A 24,912-nucleotide genomic window follows, 5' to 3' on the forward strand; every position below is an offset into this window, starting at 1 on the left:
GCCTATTACCACGCGGCCACGGCGCCATCACTGCGTGGGTCGCTACCCCCTTCCAGCAAGCCATCCGGGTGACGAACGATTGCTCCTGCATGGCCCATGCTTTCGTCGTAATCCTCAAGAATTTGCAGATCATGGCCGCGTGCTTTCAGGCTATCGACGCAGTCGGGTGAGAAGCGCGCCTCCAGTTTGAGGTTGTCGCTGCTGTTGCCCCAGGTCCGCCCCAGCAGCCAGCGCGGTGCGTCGATGGCGGCCTGGGGGTTCATGCCGAAGGTCACGATGCGGCTGAACACCGCACTTTGCGACTGCGGTTGCCCGTCGCCACCCATATTGCCGTAGACCAGCGTGCGCCCATCGTCGAGCCGGGCCATGGCCGGGTTGAGGGTATGAAAGGGTTTGCGTCCCGGCGTCAGCGGGTTGCGTGCGGTCGGGTCGAGGGAAAAGCTGCAACCCCGGTTCTGCCAGTTCAGGCCGCTGGTTGGCAGCACGATACCGCTGCCAAACTCATGGTAGAGGCTCTGAATGAAACTGACCGACACGCCCTCGCCGTCCACCACTCCCATCCATACCGTATCGGCAGGACCGACGCCCTGGCCCCAGGGCGCGGCCTGATCGGCATCGAACGCGCTGGCCATGGCATCAAGGCGTTCCGGGGTCAGGAAGCTCTGAGCCTCATGCTCCATATAAGCCGGATCAGTGATGTGGCGATCGCGAATGGCAAACGCCCGCTTGGTCGCCTCAACGCAGGCATGTACGAACGGCGCGCCCAGTGCGTCCATGTCCGGCGTCAGCAAGCGATCCAGTTGGCCGAGGATCAGCAACGACACCAGGCCCTGGGTCGGCGGTGGAAAGTTGTAGACCTGCCCTCGTGAATGCTTGAGGACCAAGGGTTCGCGCCAGTCGGCACGGTGGCGTTGCAGGTCTTCCAGGCGCAGGGGGCTGCCCGCCGCTTCCAGCTCCTGGGCGATGCTGTGCGCCAGGTCGCCACGGTAAAAGTCGCTTAGCCCAGCACTGGCCAGGCGCTCAAGGGTGTCGGCCAGGCGCGGGTGCTTGAAGCGTTGCCCGGTCAGCGGCGCTTGCCCATTGAGCAGGAACGTCGAGGCGAAACCGTTGACTGAGGTCAGCTCCGCCTGTTTGTCGAGGGTGCAGCGACTCTGGCTGGCGGTGACTGGAATACCGTCCCGAGCGTAGCCAATCGCATCCTCAAGCAGGCGCGGCAGTGGCAAGCGCCCGCCCAGGCACTCACTTTGCCAGTCAAATGCAGCCTGCCAGCCCGAGACGGTGCCAGCCACCGTATTGGCCGCCAGCCCGCCGCGAAAGGGAATGCTCTGCAAGCCGCGCTCGCGATAACCTTCCAGCGAGGCCCCCGCTGCCGCTGCGCCGCAGGCATCCAGGGCCATGGGCTTTTCCCCCGGTTTGGCGATGAGCCAGAAACCATCACCGCCCAGGCTATTCATGTGGGGATAGACCACTGCGATAGTCGCCGCAGCGGCAATCATCGCTTCCACAGCGTTACCGCCTTCGCGCATGACGGCCAGGGCGCTTTGCGCCGCCAGGGAATGTGGCGCGACGGCCATGGCTCGTGTGCCTCGGGCTGGATTGAGAGTATGCGGCATCAGCGTTTCCCGGAAGATTGAACGATAGATTGATGGTGCAGAAGACTTGCTGTTTCGAAGACCGCCTCATCAGCAAAACGTGACCCCATTATCGACAGCCCCACCGGCGCACCATCGATCCGCTGCCAGGGCATAACCACTTGCGGCAGCCCTGCCAGCCCGGCCAGGCACAGCAGTTTTTGCGAACGCGCGCGGGTATCGTTGACCTCCTGCGCAGATGCATCAAGCCTGGGCGCGACACCCGGAACCGGCGGCAACAGCAGCAGATGATCTTCACTCAACAGCTGCGTCAGCAGGCTTTGCGCCTGGCTGCGTACCTGTGCGGCGGCCAGGACTTGTTCAGGGGAAATCAGGGCCGCAGCGGCAAAGCGCTGGGCGACATCGATACCGAACTGCGGCGTCGTGCGCTGTACCCACGCACCATGTTGCTGCCATATCTCTGCGGCCTGCAAGGTGCGCAACGCCTGGGCCCAACTGTCCAACGGCAACGTGCCGGCAGGCAATCGTCGATAGACAATCGCCTGCTCCAGCAACCAGTGTTCGAACGCCCGTTGCACCGGCTCATCCAATAGATTGATCACATCCTCGCTGACCAACAGTTTTACGCAGCGCGAGGCAGAAACCGCAAGGCGGCTGTGCAGCAGGCACTCCAGAGCTGTGCCCAGGGTGCCTGCATCACGGGCGAACCAGCCGACGGTGTCGAAACTGTGCGCCAGGCTAAAACAGCCATGGCCCGCGACCCGCCCGTGGGTAGGCCGAATCCCCCACAGCCCGCAATAACTGGCCGGCAGGCGAATCGAGCCGCCACAGTCAGTGCCCAGGGCCAGGTCCGCATGCCCTGCCGCCACGGCCACTGCCGAACCGGATGAAGAGCCACCGGGCAAACGCTCGGCATCGACGGGGTTGACCGGAGTGCCGTAGTGAACATTGATCCCGGCCAGGCTGTACGTCAGCTCGTCGGTCACGGTTTTACCGATCCATTGGCAGCCCTCGGCCAACAGCATGCGCACGACCGGGGCTGTTTCTCCGGCAATGGACTGCTGCGCCAGCCACTGCGGATTCCCCGCGCCACAGGTCATGCCGTCGATGGCAAAGACATCTTTCACGGCCAGGCGCATATATTTCAGACGCGGTTCATTAACCACTTCGACGGGTGACGGCAATTCTCCAAAGCCGTCGGTCACGAACGCACCGTGCAGGCCCGGCCACAGGTACGGGTTCACAGGCTCATCCCGCTGACGTGAGCGGCAACGATGCGCCAATGGCCGTCCATGCGCACCCAGCTTTGCGTCTGCCGCCCAAGCTGCGCCTGCCCTTCGCGGCTGAACACCATATTGGTCACGGCAAAGTCCCGACCAAAGCTGGTGACAGAACGTTGCAGAATCTTGCGCTCCAGCCCTTTACCGGGACGGGCGCGACGAAACGCCTGGATCGCGTCGTAGCCGTATAAATGCTCCCCGGCACCGTAGCGCAAGGTATGGGGGCTGTCCCAGAACAGTTCGTCGAGTACGGCGACGTCGTTACTGGTGAGAGCCCGCTCATAGCGTTCGAACGCATGGTTGAGGCTCGCCAGTGTTGATGCATCGTTAATGGGCATGCCCGTTCTGACAGCGCCAAACAGCGCCGGATCGGTCAGGCAGACCCCGCGCCCGAGCAAACCCTTTGCGCCTTTGGCGTCCAGCATGGCAATCGCCACCCGTGGCGTGAGTTCGCCATCAACGACTCGCGAAGCATCAATGGCACTGCCCAGGCCGAACATACTGAATTGCGGCGCAGCGCCGACCAGCCAGGCCGCACGCTTATTTGTCCCGCCCGGCAACCAGCCGTTCAAGGGCTCGGCTGTGTCTACCGCATAAAACCAGGCCTGAGCACCAAACCCGGCGGCATCGATCACACCGCTGTCACCGAGCATCGGACAGGCCTCGATCAGCTCCGGCCCCAGTCGCGGGCCCTGGGGAACATGGGCCGGGGCGATGAGCCAACGATCGGGGTCATCCGCCAGGCGCACACCCGCGTCGCTGCCATTGCCAGCCAGAGCCAGTAGCAGTTTCGTCGATTGGCTCGGGTCGCTGCTGCGCGTCGCGTCAAGCATCAGGTAACAGCTGGCCATCCATAGCGTCAGGAAAAACAGCGGGGTGTTTTCGAGCATGGCGGTGACATCGGCATCAACTGCCGAGGACAGGCGCTGCAACAGCGCCGTGGTCGCAGAGGTCGTGCGGCTGTGCAGATCATCACCGCCGCGCAGCCCCGCCACCGCCAGGGGTATCAGCTCGATCGGCGCTTTGCTCAGGGCAGCCTGTAGCGCGGGCGCCAGATGCTGATCACGCCAGCTCATACGGGCAAGAATCGCCGGATCCCGGCTGCCGAAACGCAACTGCGCACCCGCTCCGCTGCCGAGCAATGACCAGCAGCGCGGGCCATTGGTTTGCCCGCCGTCGCGCACTTCGACAAGGCTGGTGGACGGTGAAATGACCGCCGCCAGGGGCGTGACAACCCGATGGCTCTGGGCTGGCAGCAGTTTCACCCGACCATCAGCAATCATCGCCTCGGCCTCGGCTTGCGTATCCGCCCAACCTTCATACAGGCAGCACAATACAGCGGAGGACAAAACCGGCGCACTGGGCTGACAGGGGTCGCTGAACGGCGGCCCGGCGTGCAGCAGGGTCATCGGTGCCAGCCCTGTAGCCTCGCGGGCACTGCGCACGGCGGCCCATACCGGGCGCACCGCGTAAAGCCGGGTCAGGGCGCCTTGCAGGGCGAGGTCATCTGCCTCAGGCGAGAACGATTGAGCAGTCATGGCTGAACCCTTTATCAGGCGACGCGAGGGACAGGCAGGATTGCTGCGGTGGCATCGAAGCGTTTGCCCGCACGCAGGCAGAACAGCGGTTGCAGCATGCGCCTGGCGATCACTTCGGTGCCTTCGTTATCGCGCAGCAGCCAGGCGCCCTCCTCGTCACTGAGCACACTGACATCGGCTTCACGGCCAACGCCGAGACTGCCGATTTCATCGCTCATACCCGCCAGTCTTGCGGCGTTGCTGGTGACCATCGGCACCAGTTGTTCAAGGCTCAAACCCAGGGCCATCATGCTGACCATGGTCGACACCAGGCTAAAGCGCGAGGTGCCGGCAAACAGGTGCTCTTCGTCCGGATGCTCGTCCGGGGTGCCGGCCGGTGCCGGAACTGTGGTGTTGTAGCCATGCATGTCGGAACCCAGGGTATCGGGCACCACACCCGCCTCGATCACTTTGGCGGCCATCTTGTAGCTGAAGTGCGAACCATGGCCTACGTCGACTTTCAGGCCGCGGGCGATGGCCTCGCTGACCAGCGGATGCATCTCGCCGTTCTGCTCGACGAAACCGCCGGGATGCCGGCTGAAGGGATGCGCCAGCACATCACCGGGCTTCAGCACGTCGAGGACCTGGGGGAAGATGCTGTCCGGATCGATGTCGTAGGTGGGCTCGTCCGGCATCGGCCACAGTTGGCCGAAGTGGATATACACCGGCAGCGACGTCTGCTCACCGATTTGCGCGGCCTTCTTCATGACATCCAGGCCCCAGCGGGCAAAGCCGCCGAGTTCAGCGTGGGCCTTGATCCCTTTGACGATATCGCGGTTGGCCAAGGCCGATTTCACCGTGGCGGCAACGTCCGCGCATTCGGGGCGATACAGTTCCGGGTAAAAATGCCCCTCCAGCCCCCCGACCAGGTACGCCGAAATGAACGACAGTACGCGGCTCTCGGACGGTTCGACGATGAACTGGCGAAAGCCCGGCAGGGTCATGCAACTCGCCCCACCCTGGTCGATCAGGGTCGTGACCCCGGAATGCACGCCGCACATATCGGCATTCAGGCCAAAGCGCCCGGTGACGTACTGATAAACGTGGCTATGGGTATCGATCAGGCCAGGCAAGACCAGCTTGCCGCTGCAATCGATCAGCTCGGCGCCTTGAGCGGCGTCGGTGCCCCGCAGTTGACCGACCGCCTTGATGCGATCCCCTTCAATCAATAGATCGCACAGGGTATCGATAGAGTTTGCCGGATCGATGACACGACCACCGTAGAGAAGGATGTTTTTCATGAGTGTCTCTTGAAATGCCTTGAGTACGAGCCTCGACGCAATCAATGTGCCAATGCGTTTTATCCTAGAACAATATAAAACATATGTATCTGATTAATAACGATAATATTTTATTAAAATAAATGTGGCATACCTTCTTTATTGGCTCGCCGCAGTGAGTCTGGAGAATGCCTCCTGCACCATTTAAAGCCCCTGCGCACCATGCTTGCGCACTAAGTGGCATACCACATTATCTGATGGTTATCCTTGATCTGACGCAGCTGACCATCCAGATAAACTGGCGGCAAGAAGCATTTAAAAACAAGGAGGCATGCCACTTTTATCGCTATAATCGACGCTTTCGACTAGATGACTGACACAGGGTTTGCGTTGCTTATGAGTACGATGCAAGACGATGACCTGAAAACGGAGCTGGATGCTGCGCTTGGCCGCTCATCCCTGCTCGGCCGCCCTGGCTTTTTGATTCGGCGCTTGCACCAGATTCACGTCGGGTTATTCCTCAGTGAAACCCGGGAATTCAACATCACGCCGGTGCAGTACAGCCTGATGACCGCGCTGAGCACCCACGGTGAAATGGACCAGAACTCGCTGTCCCACGAGATCGGCCTTGAACGCACCAGCGTTGCTGAAGTGATCCCGCGCCTGGAGACCCGTGGCCTGCTGCAACGCCGCCAAAGCACCGAGGATCGGCGGGTCAAGCTGGTCAAGCTCAGCCGCAAGGGGCTCTATCTGCTGAAGAAGATGGATGCGCACGTCCAGCGCGCCCACGACCGCACCATCGAACAGATTCCCGAAGAGCAGCGCGCCCTGTTCATGCTCCAGCTGATCCGCTTGGTCGAAGCCAACAATGATGTGGGCAGCGCGCCGTTCAAGCTGGAGCGAGAATAGAATCTACCCACTCCGGCCCGTCATTTGCCGCAGGTCGGGCAACGCTGCTTTTCCTTCAGGCCGAACAGCCTGCGCAGGCGATTGAGCAACAGGCTCCAGAACATATTGCCCAGATCCAGGGGAGCTGCTTGCGGGGCGGCGCTGTAAGCCTTGGCCGCAGGTTCAGGCTGGACCGGTGACGCATCTGCAATGGCACCGCTCTCGGGCATCGGCGCTTGCACAGGCGCTGCTTCCAACTCCTCATTGGCCGCTTCCAGGCGCAGCTTGAGGTTGGCGGCAAAGGCGTCGGTCATCCGTGTGGCGAGCTCACGGACGATGCCGCCACGGGAAAACTGCGCAAGGGAGCCGGTAATGGAATAGTCGACGACGATATTGACCCGGGTCCCGTTGTTTTCCGGCAGCAGTACGAATTGCGCCGTGCCCTTGACCCGCGAGCCGCTCTTGCGGTCGCTGCCCTGGCCGCTGACGACACCGCTGTGGCCGCTCTCGTCGAGCTTCATTTCGCCCTCGCCCTTGAACGCAGCAACGATGGGGCCGAGCTTGACGGTCATGGCCAGGCTCAACTGATCATCCTGGGGCGGCGCCGTGAGAGAAGCACCGGGCAGGCAGGTGACGATGCCCTCGACGTCGAGAAAACTCTTCCAGACCAGGTCCGGGCTGAAAGGCACGCTGAAACTTTGTTCGATATCCATCAATTCTTTCCTCGTGGCTGTCAGGCCGACAGCCGTTTGCGACGTTGTTCAAGGACCCGGCTGATGGCCTTGACCAGCCCCACGTAGCCGGTGCAACGGCAGAGATTGCCGGACAGTTCATGACGAATCCGCGCCTCGTCGGCGTCGGGAATGCGCAGCACGATATCCCGCGCAGTGGCGAGAATGCCGGGGGTGCAGTAACCGCATTGCAGGGCATGTTCGGCAGTGAACGCAGCACGCAGTTCGATCATCACCGGATCATTGTCGAAGTCCTCGATACTGCGCACTTCTGCGCCGTTGCAGGATGACGCGTAGACGATGCAGGAGCGCATGGGTGCACCGTCGATCATCAGAGTGCAGGCGCCGCAAACACCCTGCTCGCAGCCGATATTGGTGCCGGTCAGGCCGCGCTCTTCACGCAGGAAGTCGGCCAGATGGGTGCGCGGTTCGACATCCGCGCTGACCTGCTTGCCGTTGACCGTGAGTATCAATTGGGTCATGCCAGGGTTCCTCGGGGGCTGGACAGTTGCCGGGCCGCGCGCTGCAGCGCAACACGACGGGTCTCATATTCGTAACTGTCTGGCTCGATGCCGGCGGCCAAGAGCCAGGGATCGGCCAATTGATCGTTCCAGGCATCGATCAGCGCACCGGCCTGTTCGATCACCTGGGGCGCGCCATCCACCGCGCCAATAATCGCCCGACGCACCCCGCGCTGCGGGTCATCGACAAAGGCGGCGATGGCTTCGGCAAACTCGCCGGTCTTGCGATTGAACTTGTAATAGCTCCAGCGTGCACTGGCGCTCAGGCGCGGGATGCGCACGGCGCGAATGATTTCGTCCTCGGCCAGCTCGGTGGTAAAGGCGCCGATCATGAAGGTGTCCGCCTTGACACTGCGCTCGCCATTCGGCCCAAGCAGCAAAATGTCCGCGTCGAGCAAGGCCATGACATTGACCCAGTCTGCCGCCGGATCGGCATGGGCCAGGCTGCCGCCCAAGGTGCCGCGATTGCGCACCGCACGATAGGCAATGCCTTTGGCCACGAACGGCATCAGGCCCTGTGACGGGTCGGCGACTACACCGTCTTCGATATTGGCGTGGGTCGTGGCCGCGCCGAGGATGACTGCGCCCGGTTCTTCCACGCAGGCACGCAGTTCACTCAGTTGACGTACGTCGATCAACTGCTCGGGCTGCACCAGGCGCAGATTCATCATCGGCCCCAGGGACTGGCTGCCGGAAACGATCTTGCCCATGCCGTCGCTGGCCTGAAGCAGTTTGACGGCCTCAAGGGCGTTGGTCGGCTGCTGATAATCGAACATCACCGCCTTCATGACAGCACCTCCATGGGCTCTTTGGACTTGGCTTGACGGCGCTTTCCTGCCAGCGCGGCAAACACCACCCGCGGTGATAGAGGTAATTGCGAGACTTCCACACCCAGCGGGCGCAAGGCGTCGTTGATGGCGTTGGCGATCGCGGCAGGCGAACCGATTGCGCCGCTCTCACCGATGCCTTTCTGGCCGAATGAGGTATAAGGCGCCAGGGTTTCCATATGTTCGATACGAATCGACGGCACCTCGGTGGCCCCCGGCAAAATGTAATCGGCCAGGGTCGAGGCCAGGGGCTGGCCTTCCTTGCTGTAGAGCATTTCTTCGTACAGCGCAGTACCAATGCCCTGGGCGGCACCGCCATAGACCTGGCCATCGACGACCATCGGGTTGATCAGCTTGCCGCCGTCTTCGACGATGGCGTAATCGAGTATCTCGGTCTTGCCCAGTTGCGGATCCACCGCGACCACCACGGCGTGGCAGGCATAGCTGAAGGTCCCGGTGTCGCGCTGGGCCTGATAGGTGGTGTGCACCTCCAAACCGCCTTCGTGGGTATCGGGGGGCAGACGCTGGGGCTGCAGATACCAGATCCGGCTCAGCTCACTCAAACCGATCTGCCCCGACGGGCCAGTGACGCCGCCGTCGACCCAGGTGACGCTGTCCTGCGGGTCCTTGAGCAGCCAGGCGCCCACGTGTTGCAGGCGTTCGCGCAGCAACTTGCAGCCCTGCCCTACGGCGCCACCGGCCATGACAATGGAGCGCGAACCCCAGGTCCCGGTGGAATAAGGGGTCATGCCAGTATCGCCAAAGACAATCCGCACCCGCTGCGGGTCAACGCCCAGCACTTCGTTGGCGATCTGCGCCAGGGTGGTTTCCATGCTCTGCCCGTGGGAATGCACGCCGACTCGAATTTCCAGGATGCCGTCCGGGGTCAGACGCAGGCTGGCCGGTTCGCGGCCGGGCACCATGGGGATGCCCCAGCCGAAATACACCGAGGTGCCATGAGCGCCCTGCTCGCAAAACACCGCCATGCCCACGCCGATCAGCCGCCCATCCGCCTCGCCTTGTTGCTGACGGGCGCGCACGGCGGGCAGATCGATCGCGCGCATGGCCCGGCGCACTGACTCGGGGTAATCGCCGCTGTCGAAGTGTTTACGGGTGATGTTGTCATAAGGCATTTCTTCAGGCAGAACCAGATTGCGCAGACGTACCTCGGAGGGTTCCAGGCCCGCCTCGACGGCAATGGCTTCCATCACTGTCTCGATGGCGTAGCACACGCCGGTTCGGGCCACGCCGCGATACGGCAGGATCGGCGGCTTGTTGGTCGCCACCGACCAGGTGCGGCAGCGGTAGCGCTCCATTTTGTAAGGGCCAGGCAGGATGCTGGCGACCTGCGCCGCTTCCAGGCAAGCGGAAAACGGGTAGGACGAATAAGCCCCGGAGTCCACATGAGCCAGACAGTCCACCGCCAGCAGGCGACCGTCACGGTCGGCGTAGGCATGGATGTCGTAATGGTGTTCACGGCAATTGGCATTGGCCACCAGTTGCTCGCGGCGATCCTCGATCCAGCGCACCGGATGATCCAGATGCATGGCCAGCCAGGCTACGCAGACTTCTTCCGGCAACAGAATGCCCTTGTAACCGAAGCCGCCGCCGACATCCGGGGAGATTACCCGCACGCTGCCTTCATCCAGCCCCAGACAACCGGCCAGGCCGGTGCGATTGATATGCGGCATCTGCGCCGAGGTGTACACCACCAACTGGCTCAGGCGGCGATCCCAATAGGCGACTACGCCGCGGCCTTCCATGGGCGCCATGCTTTGCCGGGCAGTGCGCAGCACGCGGTGAACATGGATGTCCGCCCGTTGGCGAATCTCATCAAGGTCGGCATCGACATGGGTTTCCAGAAAGACGTTATCGCCCCAGTGCTCGTGAACCAGTGCCGAACCGGGCTCACGGGCGGCCAGCATATCGACCACAGCGGGCAATTCGTCGAAGTCAACGAACGTCGCGCTGGCGATATCCTCGGCTTCGGCGCGGCTGTCAGCCACGCACATGGCGATCATCTCGCCGACCTGGCGCACCTTGCCCTTGGCCAGGACCGGCTGCTCGGAGGTCTTGAAGCCGGGCAGGCCGGAATTGGCGACGATGGGTTTGACCCCGATCAGGTCATCGATGGTGTAGACGGCGCTTTCCTGGCCCTCGGGTTTTTCGATCTGCAGGATGTGACCGTGGGCGATCGGGCTGCGCACGAACGCGACGTCACGCATGCCCGCAAAGCGGATATTGCCTATGTAGTTGCCGCGTCCGCGCATGAAGCGATCGTCTTCCTTGCGTGAGAGCGAAGCACCGATGCCCTGGCTGGAGGGTTGTGATTCGACAGTCATAGCTGGCCTCTGTGTGGCATAAAGTGGGTTAACGCGCCGCTGGCGTGCCGCCGTGGAAACGCGCCAGAAACTGCTGCGCCCGCTGGGTCTGGGGCGCGCCGAAGAACTGTGCCGGCGCACCGCTTTCAACGACCACACCGGCATCCATGAACACCACGCGGCTGGCGACCTGGCGGGCAAATTCCATTTCATGGGTGACGATAACCATGGTCGCGCCCTCGCCTGCCAGGTCGCGGATCACTTCCAGCACCTCGCCGACGAGCATCGGGTCCAGGGCACTGGTGGGCTCGTCGAACAGCAGAATGTCCGGTTTCATCGCCAGCGCCCTGGCAATCCCCACGCGTTGCTTCTGGCCGCCGGACAAACGCGCGGGAAACATCTCGGCTTTCTCCGCCAGACCGACCCTGGCCAGCAGCGCCAGGGCTTCCTGGCGCACCTCGCCAGCGTCGCGCTTGAGCACATGCAACGGCGCCTGCATGATGTTCTGCAATACGGTCAGGTGCGGCCACAAGGCAAAATGCTGGAAGACCATGCCGATCCGCGAACGCATCTGCGCCAGATCCGCGTCGTTCATTTTCAGCCCGCCCTTGTGTGCACCCATGCGCTGACCATTGAGGAACACGCTGCCGGCGTTGGGCTGTTCCAGCCAGTTGATGCAGCGCAACAAGGTGGATTTGCCGCAGCCAGACGGCCCCAACAGGCAGACGACCTCGCCGTTCATGACGTCCAGGGACACATCCTTGAGGACGTGGTTATCACCGAACCACTTGGAGATGCCCTGCAATTGCAGCACCTTGGTCTGCGTCGCCACAGGCGCAGTGTCGGGGGATTGATGCAGTGCGTTCACGTTCGACGCTCCTCGGCGTAGCGGGACAGAAGGCTGGTCAGGATCTCGATGCACAGGCACAGCAGCCAATACAGCAGCACCGCCGAGAGAAACGCAGCAAACGGAATGAAGTAAGTGGACTGGATCGAGTTCATCACACTGGTCAGCTCGGTCACCGCGATGATCGAAAGAAAGGCGCTGTCCTTGACGATCTGAATCAGCTGATTGCCCAGGCTGGGAATGGCTCGCATCAGCACCTGGGGCATGATGATCCGGCGCATCAGGCCTACGCCGTGAAAACCGAAGGCCCGCGCCGACTCGATGGTGTCAGCGGGCAAGTCCTGCCACGCCGCGCGCAGCAGCACCGCCATGTAGGCCGAGTTATACAGCACCAGTGCCAGCACGCCGCTGGTCCAGTTGGACAGGCGCACGCCCATGGACGGCAAGGCGAAATAGATCAGGTAGACGAACAACAGGAACGGCACACAGCGCATGGCGTCGCAGAAGCCGTTGGCGACACGGGCGATGCCGGGACGCGAAGACATCAGCATCGGCGTCAGCACAATCCCCAGCAGCAACGAAGCCGACGCGGCAATGCACACCAGGATGATGGTATTGAGGAAGCCGCTGCCGATATCCGGCAACTGGCCCCAGATGGTCAGGAAATCATTGCTCATACGGCCACCTCTTGCCCGGTACTGCGGCGTTCAAGATGGCGCTGCAGGCGAATCAACAGGTAAACGATCACGCTATAGAGCAGCAGAGCGAAGATAAACGGTGGCAGCGGGTCATAGGTGCGCGCCCCGACCCGCTGGGCGGCACGGGTAATCTCGACCATGCCGATCACGGCCACGGCCGGGCTGGACTTGAGCAACATGGTCATTTCATTGACCAGGCCAGGAAGGCTCGAACGCCACACCTGGGGCAGAACGATCAGGCGCAGGCGCTGGCCCCGGCGCATGCCGAAAGCCAGAGCTGCATCGTATTGCTGTTGCGGGAAGGCAATCAACGCGCCGCGCCAGACCTCGCAGTTGAACGCAGCGGTCGACAGCGTCAACGCGAGAATGCCTGCCGTCGCCGGGTCCAGAGAGATGCCGAACTGCGGCAAGGCGAAGAAGATCAACAGGATCAGCGTCACCGCCGGACACGAACGCATGATACTCACGTAGGTGAACACCAGCTGTCGAGCTACCGGCACCTTGCCCCAGCGTACCAGGGCCAGTCCCAGCCCCAGCGGTACGCCGATGATGATGCTGACCAGCGAAACCCCTATCGTCGATAAGGCGCCGAGCAAGATGCTCCAGTAGTCGTATGCGGTCATGGGCGTCTGTCAGTTAACGTTGGCAGGCATGTTTTCATGGCTTTCACCGAGCCATTTCTTCTGCAGGCGATACATCTCGCCGTTCTTGCGCAGCTCAAGCAGTGCGGTGTCGACCATTTTCAAGACACTGGTGTTGCCCTTGGCCACGGCCCAGGCCAGGTAGGTCGGTTCACCGATCGGCTTGCCCATGACGAACATGTCGCTGCGCTCCTTGACCAGCGAAATCAATGACAGGTCAGTGTTGGCGACAGCGTCGAGACGACCATTGCCCAGGTCCTGATAGGCTTCGGGATAACCGTGGTATTCGACGATTTCCTTGAGGCCCTTGCCTTTGGCCTTGAGTTTGGTATCGAAGTCCTTGAGATCGGTGAGCATCGCACTACCGGTTTCGGCGCCGACGGTTTTGCCGATCAAATCCTCTGGCTTGAGGATCGAACTGCCTTTCTTGGTCGCAAAATAAGTGGTGGTTTGTGCGGTGGGCGACGAGAAGTCGAAGGTGGCCTTGCGCGCCGTGGTCACCAGTACTGCCGACAGCGCCATGTCGTACTTGCCGGTGGTCACCCCTGGCAGGATCCCCGCCCAGGGCAACACTTGCTGGCGGATTTTCACCCCGGAGGATTTTTCCACCAGGGCCAACAGTTCATTGTCGTAACCGGTGGCCTTGCCCTCTTCCATGAACTCAAAGGGACGATAGTCATCTTCGGTTGCCACGAGCAGATAGCCGCGGCTTTTGACTTCATCGAGGGTAGCCGCATGACTCATGGCCGTATTGGCCAGTGCTGCGGTCATCGCCATCACCAATGTCACCACCGACTTGCCTATGAGCTTGCGACACTTGAGGTTGTGCAGTAGAGCCGTCATGGAAATTCCTTGCTGGGTCCATTTGAAACCGGTTCATCAGAATGAACCGGAGGTGGCAGCACCGGGAGGCGCTGCATGGAACGAAGCAAGTGGCATGCCACATAATTTTTTGTTCGGCCGGCCCTCTGTTTTAAAGGGTTTCGGCGCTACTGAGCATTTCAATTGGGCGGTTCCGGGCACGCCAAGGGCAGAACCGCACCAAAATAATCCTGAAACTATGTGGCATGCCTCTCAATTGATCAAAGTGTCGCACCTGCTGCAAATACGATTGAGTCTTGATTGGCGGGCGTAAAACATCCTGACGAGCACCAAAGAGACGGCGTATATCCCTGTTTATATTGGCTTTTCATCAACACACCACATGCGTGACTACAAAGCATGTTTACTTAAAATGGCTATTTATGTGGTATGGCACCTATTTGTATTAGCTGTCCTATCGCAGGCTTTAATCCAGTGTTTTCAAGGGTTTTCGGGCCATGTGTGCGGTATCGGCACGCTTCTCGCTAAGGGGATCGTTGACACTTCATCCCTAAGAGACCCGCCATGACCAAGCACCTGACCCCAGCACAAGTCGAGCATTTCCAGCAACACGGCTACGTGTATCCCTTTCGCGCCATGAGCACCGAACACGCGGCCGGTTACCGCGCCCGGATCGAGGCCTATGAGGCGCATGTGGGTGAGGATGCCAACCGCTCGCTGAAGATCAAGGCTCACCTCGCTTCTCCGGCCTTTGTCGAACTGGCACGCAATCCCCGGATCCTCGATGCGGTCGAAGACCTGATCGGGCCGAATATCCTTTTATTCGGCGCGTCCGTGTTCGCCAAGAATGCCAATGACCCGCGCTATGTGTCCTGGCATCAGGACTCGACCTACTTCGGCCTGGCGCCGCACAAGGAGGTCACGGTATGGGTCGGCTTTACCGATGCGACGGCGGAAAACGGCTGTTTGCGTATCCTGCCGGGCTCCCATCACGAGCCGGACTATCTGCATGAGGAGACCTTTGCCGCAGACAACATGCTCGCCAAGGGGCAGTCGCTGGTCGGCGTGGATGACAGCCTTGGCCTGGAGATGCCGTTGCTCGCCGGAGAGTTCTCGATCCACCACGAGCGCACCGCCCATAGCTCACGCTGCAACACCACCGATGATCGGCGCATCGGTTTTGCCTTCTTCTACATTCCCACCGATGTCACCTCCACCATAGGCCGCCGCCGCGCCACCCTGGTTCGCGGCGAAGACCTGTTCGGCCACTGGGACAGCGAAGCCCTGCCAGGCATCGATTACGATCCGGCCTCGATGGAGCAACTGCATCAGGCCTGGGGTCAGTACCGTGATGGCGAGGTCAAGGGCGGATGATCGGTCAGAAACTCGATCAACGTCCTGACCCGCAACGGAACATGCCTGGCGTGGGGATACAGTAAAAGAAACGGCCTGCTGGCGCCGCCGTAGTCACGCAGCACTTCGACCAGGCTACCGCGAGCCATGTCGTCCTGGACGACAAAGCGGTAGGCCTGGACCAGCCCGGCGCCGTGTCGGGCCATGGTGATCGTGGCCAGGTAATCCTCCAGACAGGTGACGTTGCCAGAGGTCTGCAGACTGAGGCTCTTGCCCTTGTCGACAAACAGCCACGGCACGTTACGCCCGCTGCTCGACAGTTCGAACTGAATGCAGTCGTGGTTTTGCAAATCTTCAAGACTTGCTGGCGTACCCCGTTCCTGCAAATAAGCAGGTGATGCGGCGATGACCAGTTCGGCGTCCTCCAAAGGCCGTGCAATCAGCGAGGTATCTTGCGGTGCCTTGCCACGCACCACCAGGTCATAACCTTCCTCGGCAAAATCGATATTGCGGGTGCTGACATGCACCGTGACCTTGACCAGCGGATACAGCAGGCGGAACTCTGCAAGCCTGGGCAGCAGACGATAGTGCGCATAAGGCGTGGGCGCGCTGATGCGGATCTCGCCGCTGGGGGCTTTCTGTCGGCCTGTCACTTCCCGCTCAGCGTCCACCAACTGCGCCAAGGCCTGCCGACACTGTTCGTAGTAGCTGCGCCCTGCGTCGGTCAGGCGGATGTGCCGCGTGGTTCGCACGAACAGGCGTACCGCCAGGCGTTCTTCAAGGCGCGACACCGAGCGACTGACCGCCGCAGGCGTCACCCCGGCCGCATTGGCTGCGGCGGTAAAACTTGCGAATTCAACCGCCAGACAGAAAAGCTCGATACTGCCCAACTGCACATCATCGAAATGGCGAGGCATAGACGTCTCTATTGATTACATGAGGTATCAATTCAATTACTCAGCAGGCGATTTATCGTACTGATGCGCAAAAGTAAAGTGGGCTAACCGAATCGCCATTCAGCCCACTTGGAGCACATCAGCATGAACAAAAAACCCACCGTCATTGTCACCGGCGCGTCCAGCGGCCTGGGCTTCGCCATTACCGAAGCCTACCTGCATCGCGGTTATAACGTGGTCGGCAATGCCCGCACCTTTGAGCGTCTCGAGGCGGCCGCCGCCAAACTCGGCAACCCGAGCAATTTCCGGCTGGTGGCCGGCGATATCGCCCAGGCCGAAACCGCAAAGGCACTGTTCGATGCCGCTATCAGCGCCTTCGGCAAGGTGGATATCCTGATCAATAACGCCGGTGTGTTCATTCCCAATGCTATTGGCGATTACACCGAAGCCGAGGTCAACGCCATCGTCGGCACCAACCTGATGGGTTTTTTCTACCCCTCCCAGGCAGCGGCCAGGCATATGTCGGCAAACGGCGGCGGGCATATCGTCACCATCAGCGCCAGTATCGCCATGCAGCCCAACAGCAAGGTCCCGGCGCTGTTGCCGATATTGATCAAAGGCGGCCTGAACAGCGCCACCCGTGGCCTGGCGTTGGAACTGGCGCCGTTCAACGTCAAAGTCAACGCCGTGGCACCCGGCATCATCAATACGCCCCTGCACAATCAGGACGAGGGCACGCAGAACTTCCTCAAGGGCCTATCGCCCAGCGGCACCATCGGCAACCCGCAAGACGTGGTCGATGCCGTGCTGTATCTCACCGACTCCAGCTTCACCAGCGGCAGCGTGATAGTCGTCGACGGCGGCGCGGCTGCCGGTACCTGGTAACCCTTGTCCTTGGAGAAATGAATATGCCTTACGTCAATATTCGCGTGACCAACGAAGGCGTCAGCGCCGAGCAGAAACGGGCCCTGATCGAAGGCACTACGGAGTTGTTGTTCCGGGTGCTGGGCAAGCCACCGATATCGACCTTTATGGTGATCGATGAAGTGGAGACTGATAACTGGGGCTGGCAGGGCAAGACCACCACGCAGATCAGGCAGGAGCAGAGGGCGGCGGTTAAAGGGGGGTGATGATTCAGTTCCGTTGGAGCGAGGCTTGCCCGCGAATGGGACGACGCAGTGTGCCAGGAGGACCGCGTTGTAAGGTTCGCGGGCAAGCCTCGCTCCCACAGACTCAGTTGGCTTCCAATGCTCGCTCGCGCAGGAGTTCGACAAATTGCTGTAACTCCTGGCTCATCGGCTCGCCCTTGCGCCGCAGCAGGCCAAACGGCGCCATTTGCGCGTCGAGAGTGACCGGCAAGGCCACTACCAGGCCCATCTTCAGGTAGTCACGCATGGCCGATTCAGACAGCACCATGATTGCGTCGGTCAGTTGCACAAGTTGTTGCATGGAATACACCGAACTGCATTCGATGATGTCCGGCGGAATCGGCAGGTCCAGGCGTTGCAGGGCCTGTTCGATGGCGATTCGCGCCGGGCTGGTTTCTGGCTGCAGGATCCACGGCCAGTCCCGGACCAATTCAGCCCATTCCAGTTTCGGCCGCCGCGCCAACGGGTGACCGCTGTGGACCACGGCAAGCAAGCGTTCATTGCCCAAGGGTTCGAACTCATATTGCTCATGGTCGTCGCCAAAGCTGCGCCGGGTAATGGCGATGTCCACCCGCCCCTGTTCCAGCAGCTGGATCACCTGATCGCTGGTGTCACCCATGATACGGATACGCAGCTGCGGGTTGAGGCTCTTGATTTGTGCCACAGCATTGATTACCAGGTCCGGCGCCGCGCCCATGATGGTGCCGATGGACAGATAGCCATAACCACCCTGCTTGCGCACTGCCAGGTCGGCGGCGCAACGGTCCAGACCGCCCAGCGCGGCTTCGGCAAAGCGCAGTAACTGGCGACCCAGGGCTGTCGGGCGCATGCCCCTAGGCAAGCGTTCGAACAGCTCACAGCCAAACATATCCTCGATTTCCTGCAGCATGCGCGTTGCCGCAGGCTGGGACATGTTCATGCTCAGGGAGGCGCGATGCATGTTCAGGCTAGAGCCCAGCACCACCAGCATCTGCAAATGCTTGTAGCGCAACCGGCCAAAGAGTTGCTGGGGGGATCGTTCAATACTCATGCGGCGCTCGGCAATCGATAACTTTAAGGTATCAACTATAAGCTTAATTCGATTAGTCACGCATCGTAAGGACGCAGTAGAGTCCTCGGCACAAACACGCTGTACCCGTTACGCAGTCAAATAATTCCAATAAAAGGAAACTGACGTGAACACTCTACCTGCTGCCTTGCTGCGCAAGGTCTCCTGGCGGCTGCTGCCGTTTCTGCTGTTGATGTACATCATGGCGTTCCTCGATCGCGCCAATGTCGGCTTCGCCAAGCAGGCGTTCCAGGCCGATACCGGTATCGGTGACGCCGCGTTCGCTTTCGGTGCCGGGGTATTCTTTGCCGGTTACGCGCTGCTCGAAGTACCCAGCAACCTGATCATGCATAAAATCGGCGCACGCCTGTGGATGTGCCGGATCATGGTGACCTGGGGGCTTATTTCTGCCGCCATGGTCTTCGCTCATACCGAAACCACCTTCTACGTACTGCGCTTTCTGCTCGGTGTTGCCGAAGCGGGCTTCTTCCCTGGCGTCATTCTGTACCTGACCTACTGGTTCCCCGGCGCCGCCAGGGGCAAGGCTATGGGCTTCTTCTACTTTGGCGCACCGCTGGCATTTATCTTCGGCAGCCCGCTATCCGGCCTGCTGCTTGAGCTTGACGGCTTCATGGGCAGCCACGGTTGGCAGTGGCTGTTTGCGGTGGAAGGCCTGATGGCTACCGCCGTGGGCATCTGGGCGTACTTCTATCTGGACAATCGTCCGGCCGACGCCAAATGGCTAAGCCCTGAAGAACGCAGCCAATTGCAGGCCGTCCTGGATGCCGAAGACAGCCATAAGCAGAGCCACGGCAGCCTGCTCAAGGTCCTGTGCCAGCCTGCGGTCCTGTACCTGTGCCTGATCTATCTGCTGATCCAGGCCAGCGTCTATGGTGTGGTGTTCTATCTGCCCACCCAGGTGGCTGGACTGCTCGGCACCAAAGTCGGCTTGATGGTCGGCCTGGTCAGCGCCGTGCCCTGGCTGTGTGCCCTGCTCGCTGCCTGGCAGATTCCCGCCCTGGCTGATCGCACCGGCCAACGTCGCACAGTCGCGGCCTTGACCCTGGTGGTCTCGGGCCTGGGCATTGCCGCTTCGGTCACTTTTACCAGTCCGCTGCTGGGCATCTTGGCGCTGTGCTTCGCCGCGTCGGGCTTCATCGCCGTGCAGCCGGTGTTCTGGACCTTTCCCGGCAGCTTCCTCGCCGGCTCGGCCGCAGCAGGCGCCATCGCCCTGATCAACTCCTTTGGCGCACTCGGCGGGTTTATCGCGCCGATTCTGAAGAATTGGGCCGAAGGCGCCTTTCACTCCCCGGCAGCAGGCTTGTACCTGCTGGCCATCACCACTTTGATTGCCGCCGCACTGGTCATGGGCATACGTGCCCCGCGCCCGTCGGCGTCACATAAACAACCCAGCTTTCAGCTGTAAAGAGGGATCAACCATGGCCATTCCAACCATCAAACATGTGCGAGCCTTCGTTCTGCGCGGCGGCGGTGCCGATTATCACGACCAGGGCGACGGTCACTGGATCGACGACCATATCGCCACGCCCATGAGCAAATACCCCGAGTATCGCCAGAGCCGGCGCAGTTTCGGCATCAATGTGCTCGGCACCCTGGTCGTGGAAATCGAGGACTCCGAAGGCAATATCGGCTTTGCCGTGACGACTGGCGGCGAGCCTGCGGCCTATATCGTCGAGAAGCACCTGGCGCGTTTCGTCGAAGGTGCCAAGGTCACCGATATCGAGCGCATCTGGGACCAGATGTACTTTTCCTCCCAGTACTACGGGCGCAAGGGGCTGGTGATCAATACCATTTCCGGTATCGACCTGGCGCTCTGGGACTTGCTCGGCAAGGTGCGCAAGGAGCCTGTGCACCAGTTGCTTGGTGGCGCAGTGCGCGACGAACTGCAGTTTTATGCCACCGGCGCGCGTCCGGATCTGGCGCAGAAGATGGGCTTTATCGGCGGCAAGCTGCCCCTGCACCACGGCCCGGCGGAAGGTGAGGAAGGCCTGCGCAAGAACCTTGAGGAACTGGCGGTGATGCGCGAGCGGGTCGGCAAGGACTTCTGGCTGATGCTCGACTGCTGGATGAGCCTTGACCTGAACTACGCGACCAAATTGGCCCACGGCGCCCAGGAATTTGGCCTGAAGTGGATCGAGGAAGCGTTGTCGCCAGACGATTACTGGGGCTACGCCGCCCTGAAAAAGGCCGTACCTCCGGGGATGCTGGTGACTACGGGTGAGCATGAAGCCACGCGTTGGGGCTTCCGTATGCTGCTGGAAATGGGCTGCTGCGACATTATCCAGCCGGATGTCGGCTGGTGCGGCGGCATTACCGAGCTGATCAAGATTTCCGCCCTGGCTGATGCTCACAGCGCCATGGTCGTGCCCCACGGTTCATCGGTGTACAGCTACCACTTTGTCGCCACCCGTACCAACAGCCCTTTCGCCGAATTTCTGATGATGGCGCCCAAGGCTGACCAGGTCGTGCCGATGTTCCATCCACAACTGCTCGGCGAGCCGGTGCCCGAGAATGGCCGTATGCGCCTGTCGAAACTCGATCAGCCTGGCTTCGGCGTCACTTTGAATCCCGAATGTCAGCTGCATCGCCCTTATCAGCATTGATCGCGCCCATTCGCTCGACAGGAGTCCCTTATGAAAATGCCCCGCAACCCGTTCAAGGCCGCCATGGCCAAGGGTGAACCGCAATACGGTATCTGGGCCGGATTCGCCACCGGCTACGGTGCGGAAATCACCGCCAGTTTCGGTTACGACTGGATGCTGATTGATGGCGAGCATGCGCCCAATACCGTGCCATCGATCCTCGCTCAGCTGCAGGCCGTGGCGCCCTACTCGACCGCGCCGATCGTGCGCGCCGTCGGCCATGACCCGGTGTTGATCAAGCAACTGCTGGATATCGGCACCCAGACCTTGATGATTCCCATGGTCGAGACGGCAGAACAGGCCGGGGCTCTGGTCCGGGCCATGCGCTACCCGCCCCATGGCATCCGTGGCGTCGGTGGCGGTCTGACCCGCGCCACCCGCTGGGACGGCGTGCCCGACTACATCAATACCGCCCATGAGGAGCTGTGCCTGATTGTCCAGGTCGAGTCCCGTACCGGCGTGGATAACGTTGCGGCCATCGCTGCCGTCGAGGGCGTTGACGCGGTGTTCATCGGCCCGGCGGACCTGTCCACCGGCCTTGGCCATATCGGTAACCCCTCTCACCCCGAGGTGCAGGAGAAGATCCGCCACGCCATCGACGCCACCCTGGCGGCGGGCAAGCTCAGCGGCATTCTCGCCCCGGCCGAACCAGATGCCCGGCGTTATCAGAGCTGGGGCTGCCAATTCATTGCCGTAGCCATCGATATCAGCCTGATGCGCCAGGCCGCGCTGAGCAATCTGGCGCGCTATCGCGAACCCGAGCAGCAACGCCCTGCTTCGCAAACCTATTGACTGCCAAGGAGCCCGACCATGACCTCAGTACCCGTATACAAAAACTATATCAACGGTGAGTTCGTCCCCAGTTCCGAACATTTTGATGTGCTCAACCCGGCAACCGGCGCAGTACTGGCCCAGGTGCCCGCCTCGGATGCCGAACAAGTGGATCGAGCCCTGGCCGCCGCTCGCGCCGCACAATCGACCTGGGCCCGGCGCCCGGCGATTGAACGCGCCGGCTTCCTGCGCCAGATCGCGAGCAAACTGCGGGAAAACGTCGCCCATCTGGCCCGCACCATCACCCTGGAACAGGGCAAGACTTATGGCCTGGCCGAGGTGGAAGTGAATTTCACCGCCGATTACCTCGATTACATGGCCGAATGGGCGCGTCGCATCGAAGGCGAGATCATCACCAGCGACCGTCCCGGCGAGAATATCTTCATGTTCCGCAAGCCCTTGGGCGTAGTGGCCGGGATCCTGCCGTGGAACTTCCCGTTCTTTTTGATCGCACGCAAGATGGCTCCCGCGCTGGTGACCGGCAATACCATCGTCATCAAGCCCAGCGAAGAAACCCCGAATAACTGCTTCGAATTCGCCCGCCTGGTCGCAGAAACCGACCTGCCTGCCGGTGTGTTCAACGTGGTCTGCGGCGACGGTCGGGTGGGTGCGGCCCTGTCCGCCCATGAACAGGTGAATATGATCAGCTTCACCGGCAGCGTTGAAACCGGCGCGCGGATCATGAGCGCCGCCGCGCCCAACATCACCAAGCTCAATCTGGAGCTGGGCGGCAAGGCTCCGGCCATCGTATTGGCCGACGCCGACCTGGAGCTGGCGGTGAAAGCCATTCGTGACTCGCGGATCATCAATACCGGGCAAGTCTGCAATTGCGCCGAGCGGGTCTACGTGGAGCGCAAGGTGGCCGATCAGTTCATCGAGAAAATCAGCGCCGCCATGGCCGCGACCCGTTATGGCGACCCGCTGGCTGATGCGTCAGTGGAGATGGGCCCGTTGATCAATCGTCAAGGGCTGGACAGCGTAGCGGCCAAGGTCAGGAAGGCCCAGGAACAAGGCGCGGCCCTGATCACCGGCGGCCAGATCGCCGACCTCGGTCAGGGTTTCCACTATCAACCGACAGTATTGGCAGGATGCAGCGCTGATATGGAGATCATGCGCAAGGAGATCTTCGGCCCGGTGCTGCCGATCCAGATAGTCGACGACCTCGACGAAGCCATCGCCCTGGCCAACGACTGCGAGTACGGCCTGACGTCATCGCTGTACACCCGTGACCTGAGCAAGGCCATGTACGCGATTCGCGAGATCGATTTCGGCGAAACCTATATCAACCGGGAGAACTTCGAGGCCATGCAGGGCTTCCATGCCGGCGTGCGCAAATCCGGCGTGGGCGGCGCGGATGGCAAGCATGGGTTGTATGAGTACACCCATACTCATGTGGTCTATATCCAGGCCTGATTATGCCCGGCCGGACTCCACTCACGGAGATCCTGTGTATTTGTGGGAGCGAGTTTATTCGCGAATAGGCCAGTACATCCGACGCATCTGTTGTGCCGAAACCGCCTTCGCGAATGAATTCGCTCCCACAGCGTTATGGAGAATCAGTAGGTTTTGCGCCATTCGAAGCCGGTTAAACCCGCAATGTTCGGGTCATACGCAATGCCAGTACGCTCCCGCCAATGATCACCGCCGCCAGCAAGTACAACGCCACATCCGTGGAGCCGGTAGCGTCCTTGACGAAACCGACCAGGTACGGGCTGAGGAAACCAGCCATCTGGCCCATGGAGTTGATCAAGGCCAGGCCACCTGCCGCTGCGCCCGCACTGAGCATGGCGGTCGGTACCGGCCAGAACATCGGCAGACCAGTGAGCGCGCCCATGGTCGCGATGGTCAGGCCGAGGATGGCGATGGCCGGTGTAGTGGCGAAATTAACTGCGATCAGCAAGCCCACAGCACCCATCAGCATCGGCACTACCAGATGCCAGCGACGCTCTTTACGCAGGTCGGCCGAGCGCCCCACCAACAGCATGAACACTGCTGCCAACAGATAAGGAATCGCGCTCAGCCAGCCAATTACCAGGTTATCGGCGAAGCCCATGTTCTTGATGATCGACGGCAGCCAGAAGTTGATGGCGTAGACGCCGCTCTGGATGCAAAAGTAGATCAGACCAAAGGCCCAGATCGCCGGGTTGCGGAATACCGCCGCCAGGGAATCACTGGTGGTCTTCGGTTTATTGGCAAGATCAGTAGCCTGATCGGCTTCCAGCACTTCACGCTCATGGGCGCTGAGCCATTTGGCGCTGGCGAAGCTGTCGCTGAGCAGGAAAAACGCCAGGGCGCCGAGGATCACGGTGGGGATGCCTTGCAGCAGGAACATCCACTGCCAGCCGGCCAGACCGCCCTGCCCCGAGGCGAAATGGTTGAGGATCCAGCCGGAGAACGGGCTGCCCAGCAGGCCGGAAACCGGAATCGCCGACATGAACAGGGCCATGATCCGGCCGCGGCGGAACGTCGGGAACCACTGCGAGAGATACAGCACCACGCCCGGGAAGAAGCCGGCTTCAGCCGCCCCGGTAAACAGGCGCAGGGTATAGAAATGCGCAGGGGTACTGACGAATAGCAGACAGGTAGAGAGCACGCCCCAGGTGATCATCATCAGGGCAATCCAGCGCCGCGGGCCGAACTTGTTCAGCGCCAGGTTGCTCGGCACGCCGCACAGCACGTAGCCGATGAAGAAGATCCCGGCGCCAAGGCCATAGACCGTTTCGCTGAACTTCAAGGCATCGAGCATTTGCAGTTTGGCGAAGCCGACGTTGACCCGGTCCAGATAATTGAACAGGTAACAGATGAAAATGAACGGGATGAGACGCAGGGTGATGCGTTTATAGACGGCATTTTTGTCGTCATCGGTTGCCTGAACGGCAGCGGCGCTGTGTGACATGGCGTTCTCTCTATTTATTATGATTTTGGTGGTGCGAGGATAACGTCGATCCATCCTGAAGTTTCGGCCAGCCTGAAGCCACTGTCTTTGTACGCGGGCACAGCGATTACGC

Annotated in this window: 24 protein-coding genes; 9 read left to right on the forward strand and 15 right to left on the reverse strand. The window is 61.1% G+C overall.

All coding sequences use genetic code 11. The features are described 5' to 3' along the window. Positions 1-5: 5 nt before the first annotated feature. The 4 genes from M2401_RS13715 to M2401_RS13730 are packed head-to-tail and all read right to left on the reverse strand — an operon-like array spanning position 6 to position 5,690. Positions 6-1,613 carry a gamma-glutamyltransferase family protein gene (locus M2401_RS13715; RefSeq protein WP_259103539.1) on the reverse strand — a complete coding sequence of 536 codons (1,608 nt, stop codon included), beginning with the start codon at positions 1,611-1,613 and terminating at the stop codon, positions 6-8. Then, positions 1,613-2,836 (reverse strand): amidase, encoded by a 1,224-nt coding sequence (locus tag M2401_RS13720; RefSeq protein WP_259103541.1) that lies wholly within the window; start codon positions 2,834-2,836, stop codon positions 1,613-1,615. Before M2401_RS13720 ends, M2401_RS13715 begins: the two co-directional genes overlap by 1 nt. Continuing rightward, a complete protein-coding gene (gene hpxZ, locus M2401_RS13725) occupies positions 2,833-4,410 on the reverse strand; it encodes an oxalurate catabolism protein HpxZ (protein ID WP_259103544.1) in 1,578 nt (525 codons plus the stop codon). Before hpxZ ends, M2401_RS13720 begins: the two co-directional genes overlap by 4 nt. A 14-nt stretch (positions 4,411-4,424) precedes the next feature. After that, positions 4,425-5,690, reverse strand: a complete 1,266-nt coding sequence (locus M2401_RS13730; protein WP_259103545.1) for an amidohydrolase/deacetylase family metallohydrolase — start codon at positions 5,688-5,690, stop codon at positions 4,425-4,427. Between the two features lie 375 nt (positions 5,691-6,065). Between M2401_RS13730 and M2401_RS13735 the strand changes: the two genes are divergently transcribed. Continuing rightward, on the forward strand, positions 6,066-6,578 hold the full coding sequence (locus M2401_RS13735; protein WP_259103547.1) for a MarR family winged helix-turn-helix transcriptional regulator: 513 nt from the start codon (positions 6,066-6,068) through the stop codon (positions 6,576-6,578). Positions 6,579-6,598: 20 nt separating this feature from the next. Here the strand turns inward: M2401_RS13735 and M2401_RS13740 are convergent, their stop codons facing one another. The 8 genes from M2401_RS13740 to M2401_RS13775 are packed head-to-tail and all read right to left on the reverse strand — an operon-like array spanning position 6,599 to position 13,986. Beyond that, positions 6,599-7,270, reverse strand: a complete 672-nt coding sequence (locus M2401_RS13740) for an SRPBCC family protein (protein WP_259103549.1) — start codon at positions 7,268-7,270, stop codon at positions 6,599-6,601. Between the two features lie 20 nt (positions 7,271-7,290). Then, complete coding sequence (locus M2401_RS13745) at positions 7,291-7,770, reverse strand: (2Fe-2S)-binding protein (protein WP_259103551.1); 480 nt, start codon at positions 7,768-7,770, stop codon at positions 7,291-7,293. Next, positions 7,767-8,597: a xanthine dehydrogenase family protein subunit M gene (locus M2401_RS13750; RefSeq protein WP_259103552.1), complete on the reverse strand. Its 831-nt coding sequence runs from the start codon at positions 8,595-8,597 to the stop codon at positions 7,767-7,769. Before M2401_RS13750 ends, M2401_RS13745 begins: the two co-directional genes overlap by 4 nt. Continuing rightward, complete coding sequence (locus M2401_RS13755; RefSeq protein ID WP_259103553.1) at positions 8,594-10,978, reverse strand: xanthine dehydrogenase family protein molybdopterin-binding subunit; 2,385 nt, start codon at positions 10,976-10,978, stop codon at positions 8,594-8,596. The genes M2401_RS13750 and M2401_RS13755 overlap by 4 nt, the downstream gene beginning before the upstream one ends. 28 nt (positions 10,979-11,006) lie before the next feature. Then, positions 11,007-11,789 carry an amino acid ABC transporter ATP-binding protein gene (locus M2401_RS13760; RefSeq protein ID WP_409033928.1) on the reverse strand — a complete coding sequence of 261 codons (783 nt, stop codon included), beginning with the start codon at positions 11,787-11,789 and terminating at the stop codon, positions 11,007-11,009. Positions 11,790-11,821: 32 nt separating this feature from the next. Then, positions 11,822-12,481 (reverse strand): amino acid ABC transporter permease, encoded by a 660-nt coding sequence (locus M2401_RS13765; protein WP_259103554.1) that lies wholly within the window; start codon positions 12,479-12,481, stop codon positions 11,822-11,824. Next, positions 12,478-13,125, reverse strand: a complete 648-nt coding sequence (locus M2401_RS13770; protein WP_259103555.1) for an amino acid ABC transporter permease — start codon at positions 13,123-13,125, stop codon at positions 12,478-12,480. Before M2401_RS13770 ends, M2401_RS13765 begins: the two co-directional genes overlap by 4 nt. 9 nt (positions 13,126-13,134) lie before the next feature. Further along, positions 13,135-13,986, reverse strand: coding sequence for a transporter substrate-binding domain-containing protein (locus M2401_RS13775; RefSeq protein WP_259103556.1), 852 nt, complete (start codon positions 13,984-13,986; stop codon positions 13,135-13,137). Between M2401_RS13775 and M2401_RS13780 the strand changes: the two genes are divergently transcribed. Together M2401_RS13780 and M2401_RS13785 are read left to right on the forward strand one after the other, a co-directional pair. Further along, positions 13,985-14,278, forward strand: a complete 294-nt coding sequence (locus tag M2401_RS13780; RefSeq protein ID WP_259103558.1) for a hypothetical protein — start codon at positions 13,985-13,987, stop codon at positions 14,276-14,278. The genes M2401_RS13775 and M2401_RS13780 overlap by 2 nt on opposite strands. 251 nt (positions 14,279-14,529) lie before the next feature. Next, on the forward strand, positions 14,530-15,339 hold the full coding sequence (locus M2401_RS13785) for a phytanoyl-CoA dioxygenase family protein (protein ID WP_259103559.1): 810 nt from the start codon (positions 14,530-14,532) through the stop codon (positions 15,337-15,339). On the opposite strand, the gene M2401_RS13790 is transcribed toward M2401_RS13785, so the two are convergent. Continuing rightward, on the reverse strand, positions 15,306-16,235 hold the full coding sequence (locus tag M2401_RS13790) for a LysR family transcriptional regulator (protein WP_259103561.1): 930 nt from the start codon (positions 16,233-16,235) through the stop codon (positions 15,306-15,308). The genes M2401_RS13785 and M2401_RS13790 overlap by 34 nt on opposite strands. A gap of 123 nt (positions 16,236-16,358) precedes the next feature. Here M2401_RS13790 and M2401_RS13795 point away from each other — a divergent pair, with 123 nt between their 5' ends. Together M2401_RS13795 and M2401_RS13800 are read left to right on the forward strand one after the other, a co-directional pair. Further along, positions 16,359-17,099 (forward strand): SDR family NAD(P)-dependent oxidoreductase, encoded by a 741-nt coding sequence (locus M2401_RS13795; protein WP_259103566.1) that lies wholly within the window; start codon positions 16,359-16,361, stop codon positions 17,097-17,099. Between the two features lie 23 nt (positions 17,100-17,122). Further along, positions 17,123-17,344 (forward strand): 4-oxalocrotonate tautomerase family protein, encoded by a 222-nt coding sequence (locus M2401_RS13800; RefSeq protein WP_259103567.1) that lies wholly within the window; start codon positions 17,123-17,125, stop codon positions 17,342-17,344. A gap of 103 nt (positions 17,345-17,447) precedes the next feature. Here M2401_RS13800 and M2401_RS13805 read toward each other — a convergent pair whose 3' ends face one another. Next, entirely contained in the window at positions 17,448-18,392 is a 945-nt protein-coding gene (locus tag M2401_RS13805; protein WP_259103568.1) for a LysR family transcriptional regulator, read from the reverse strand. A 145-nt stretch (positions 18,393-18,537) separates the two neighbouring features. Here M2401_RS13805 and M2401_RS13810 point away from each other — a divergent pair, with 145 nt between their 5' ends. Genes M2401_RS13810 through aldA form a run of 4 tightly spaced genes read left to right on the forward strand, consistent with a single transcriptional unit; the run spans position 18,538 to position 23,317 of the window. Continuing rightward, positions 18,538-19,836 (forward strand): MFS transporter, encoded by a 1,299-nt coding sequence (locus tag M2401_RS13810; protein ID WP_259103569.1) that lies wholly within the window; start codon positions 18,538-18,540, stop codon positions 19,834-19,836. 13 nt (positions 19,837-19,849) lie between these two features. Further along, positions 19,850-21,034: an L-rhamnonate dehydratase gene (gene rhmD, locus M2401_RS13815; protein WP_259103572.1), complete on the forward strand. Its 1,185-nt coding sequence runs from the start codon at positions 19,850-19,852 to the stop codon at positions 21,032-21,034. Between the two features lie 30 nt (positions 21,035-21,064). Beyond that, a complete protein-coding gene (locus M2401_RS13820; RefSeq protein ID WP_259103573.1) occupies positions 21,065-21,865 on the forward strand; it encodes an HpcH/HpaI aldolase/citrate lyase family protein in 801 nt (266 codons plus the stop codon). A gap of 18 nt (positions 21,866-21,883) precedes the next feature. Then, on the forward strand, positions 21,884-23,317 hold the full coding sequence (gene aldA / locus M2401_RS13825; protein ID WP_259103575.1) for an aldehyde dehydrogenase: 1,434 nt from the start codon (positions 21,884-21,886) through the stop codon (positions 23,315-23,317). 172 nt (positions 23,318-23,489) lie between these two features. Here aldA and M2401_RS13830 read toward each other — a convergent pair whose 3' ends face one another. Continuing rightward, positions 23,490-24,800, reverse strand: coding sequence for an MFS transporter (locus tag M2401_RS13830; protein ID WP_259103577.1), 1,311 nt, complete (start codon positions 24,798-24,800; stop codon positions 23,490-23,492). Positions 24,801-24,912: the final 112 nt, after the last annotated feature.

Source organism: Pseudomonas sp. JUb42 (assembly GCF_024807945.1).
GTDB lineage: Bacteria > Pseudomonadota > Gammaproteobacteria > Pseudomonadales > Pseudomonadaceae > Aquipseudomonas.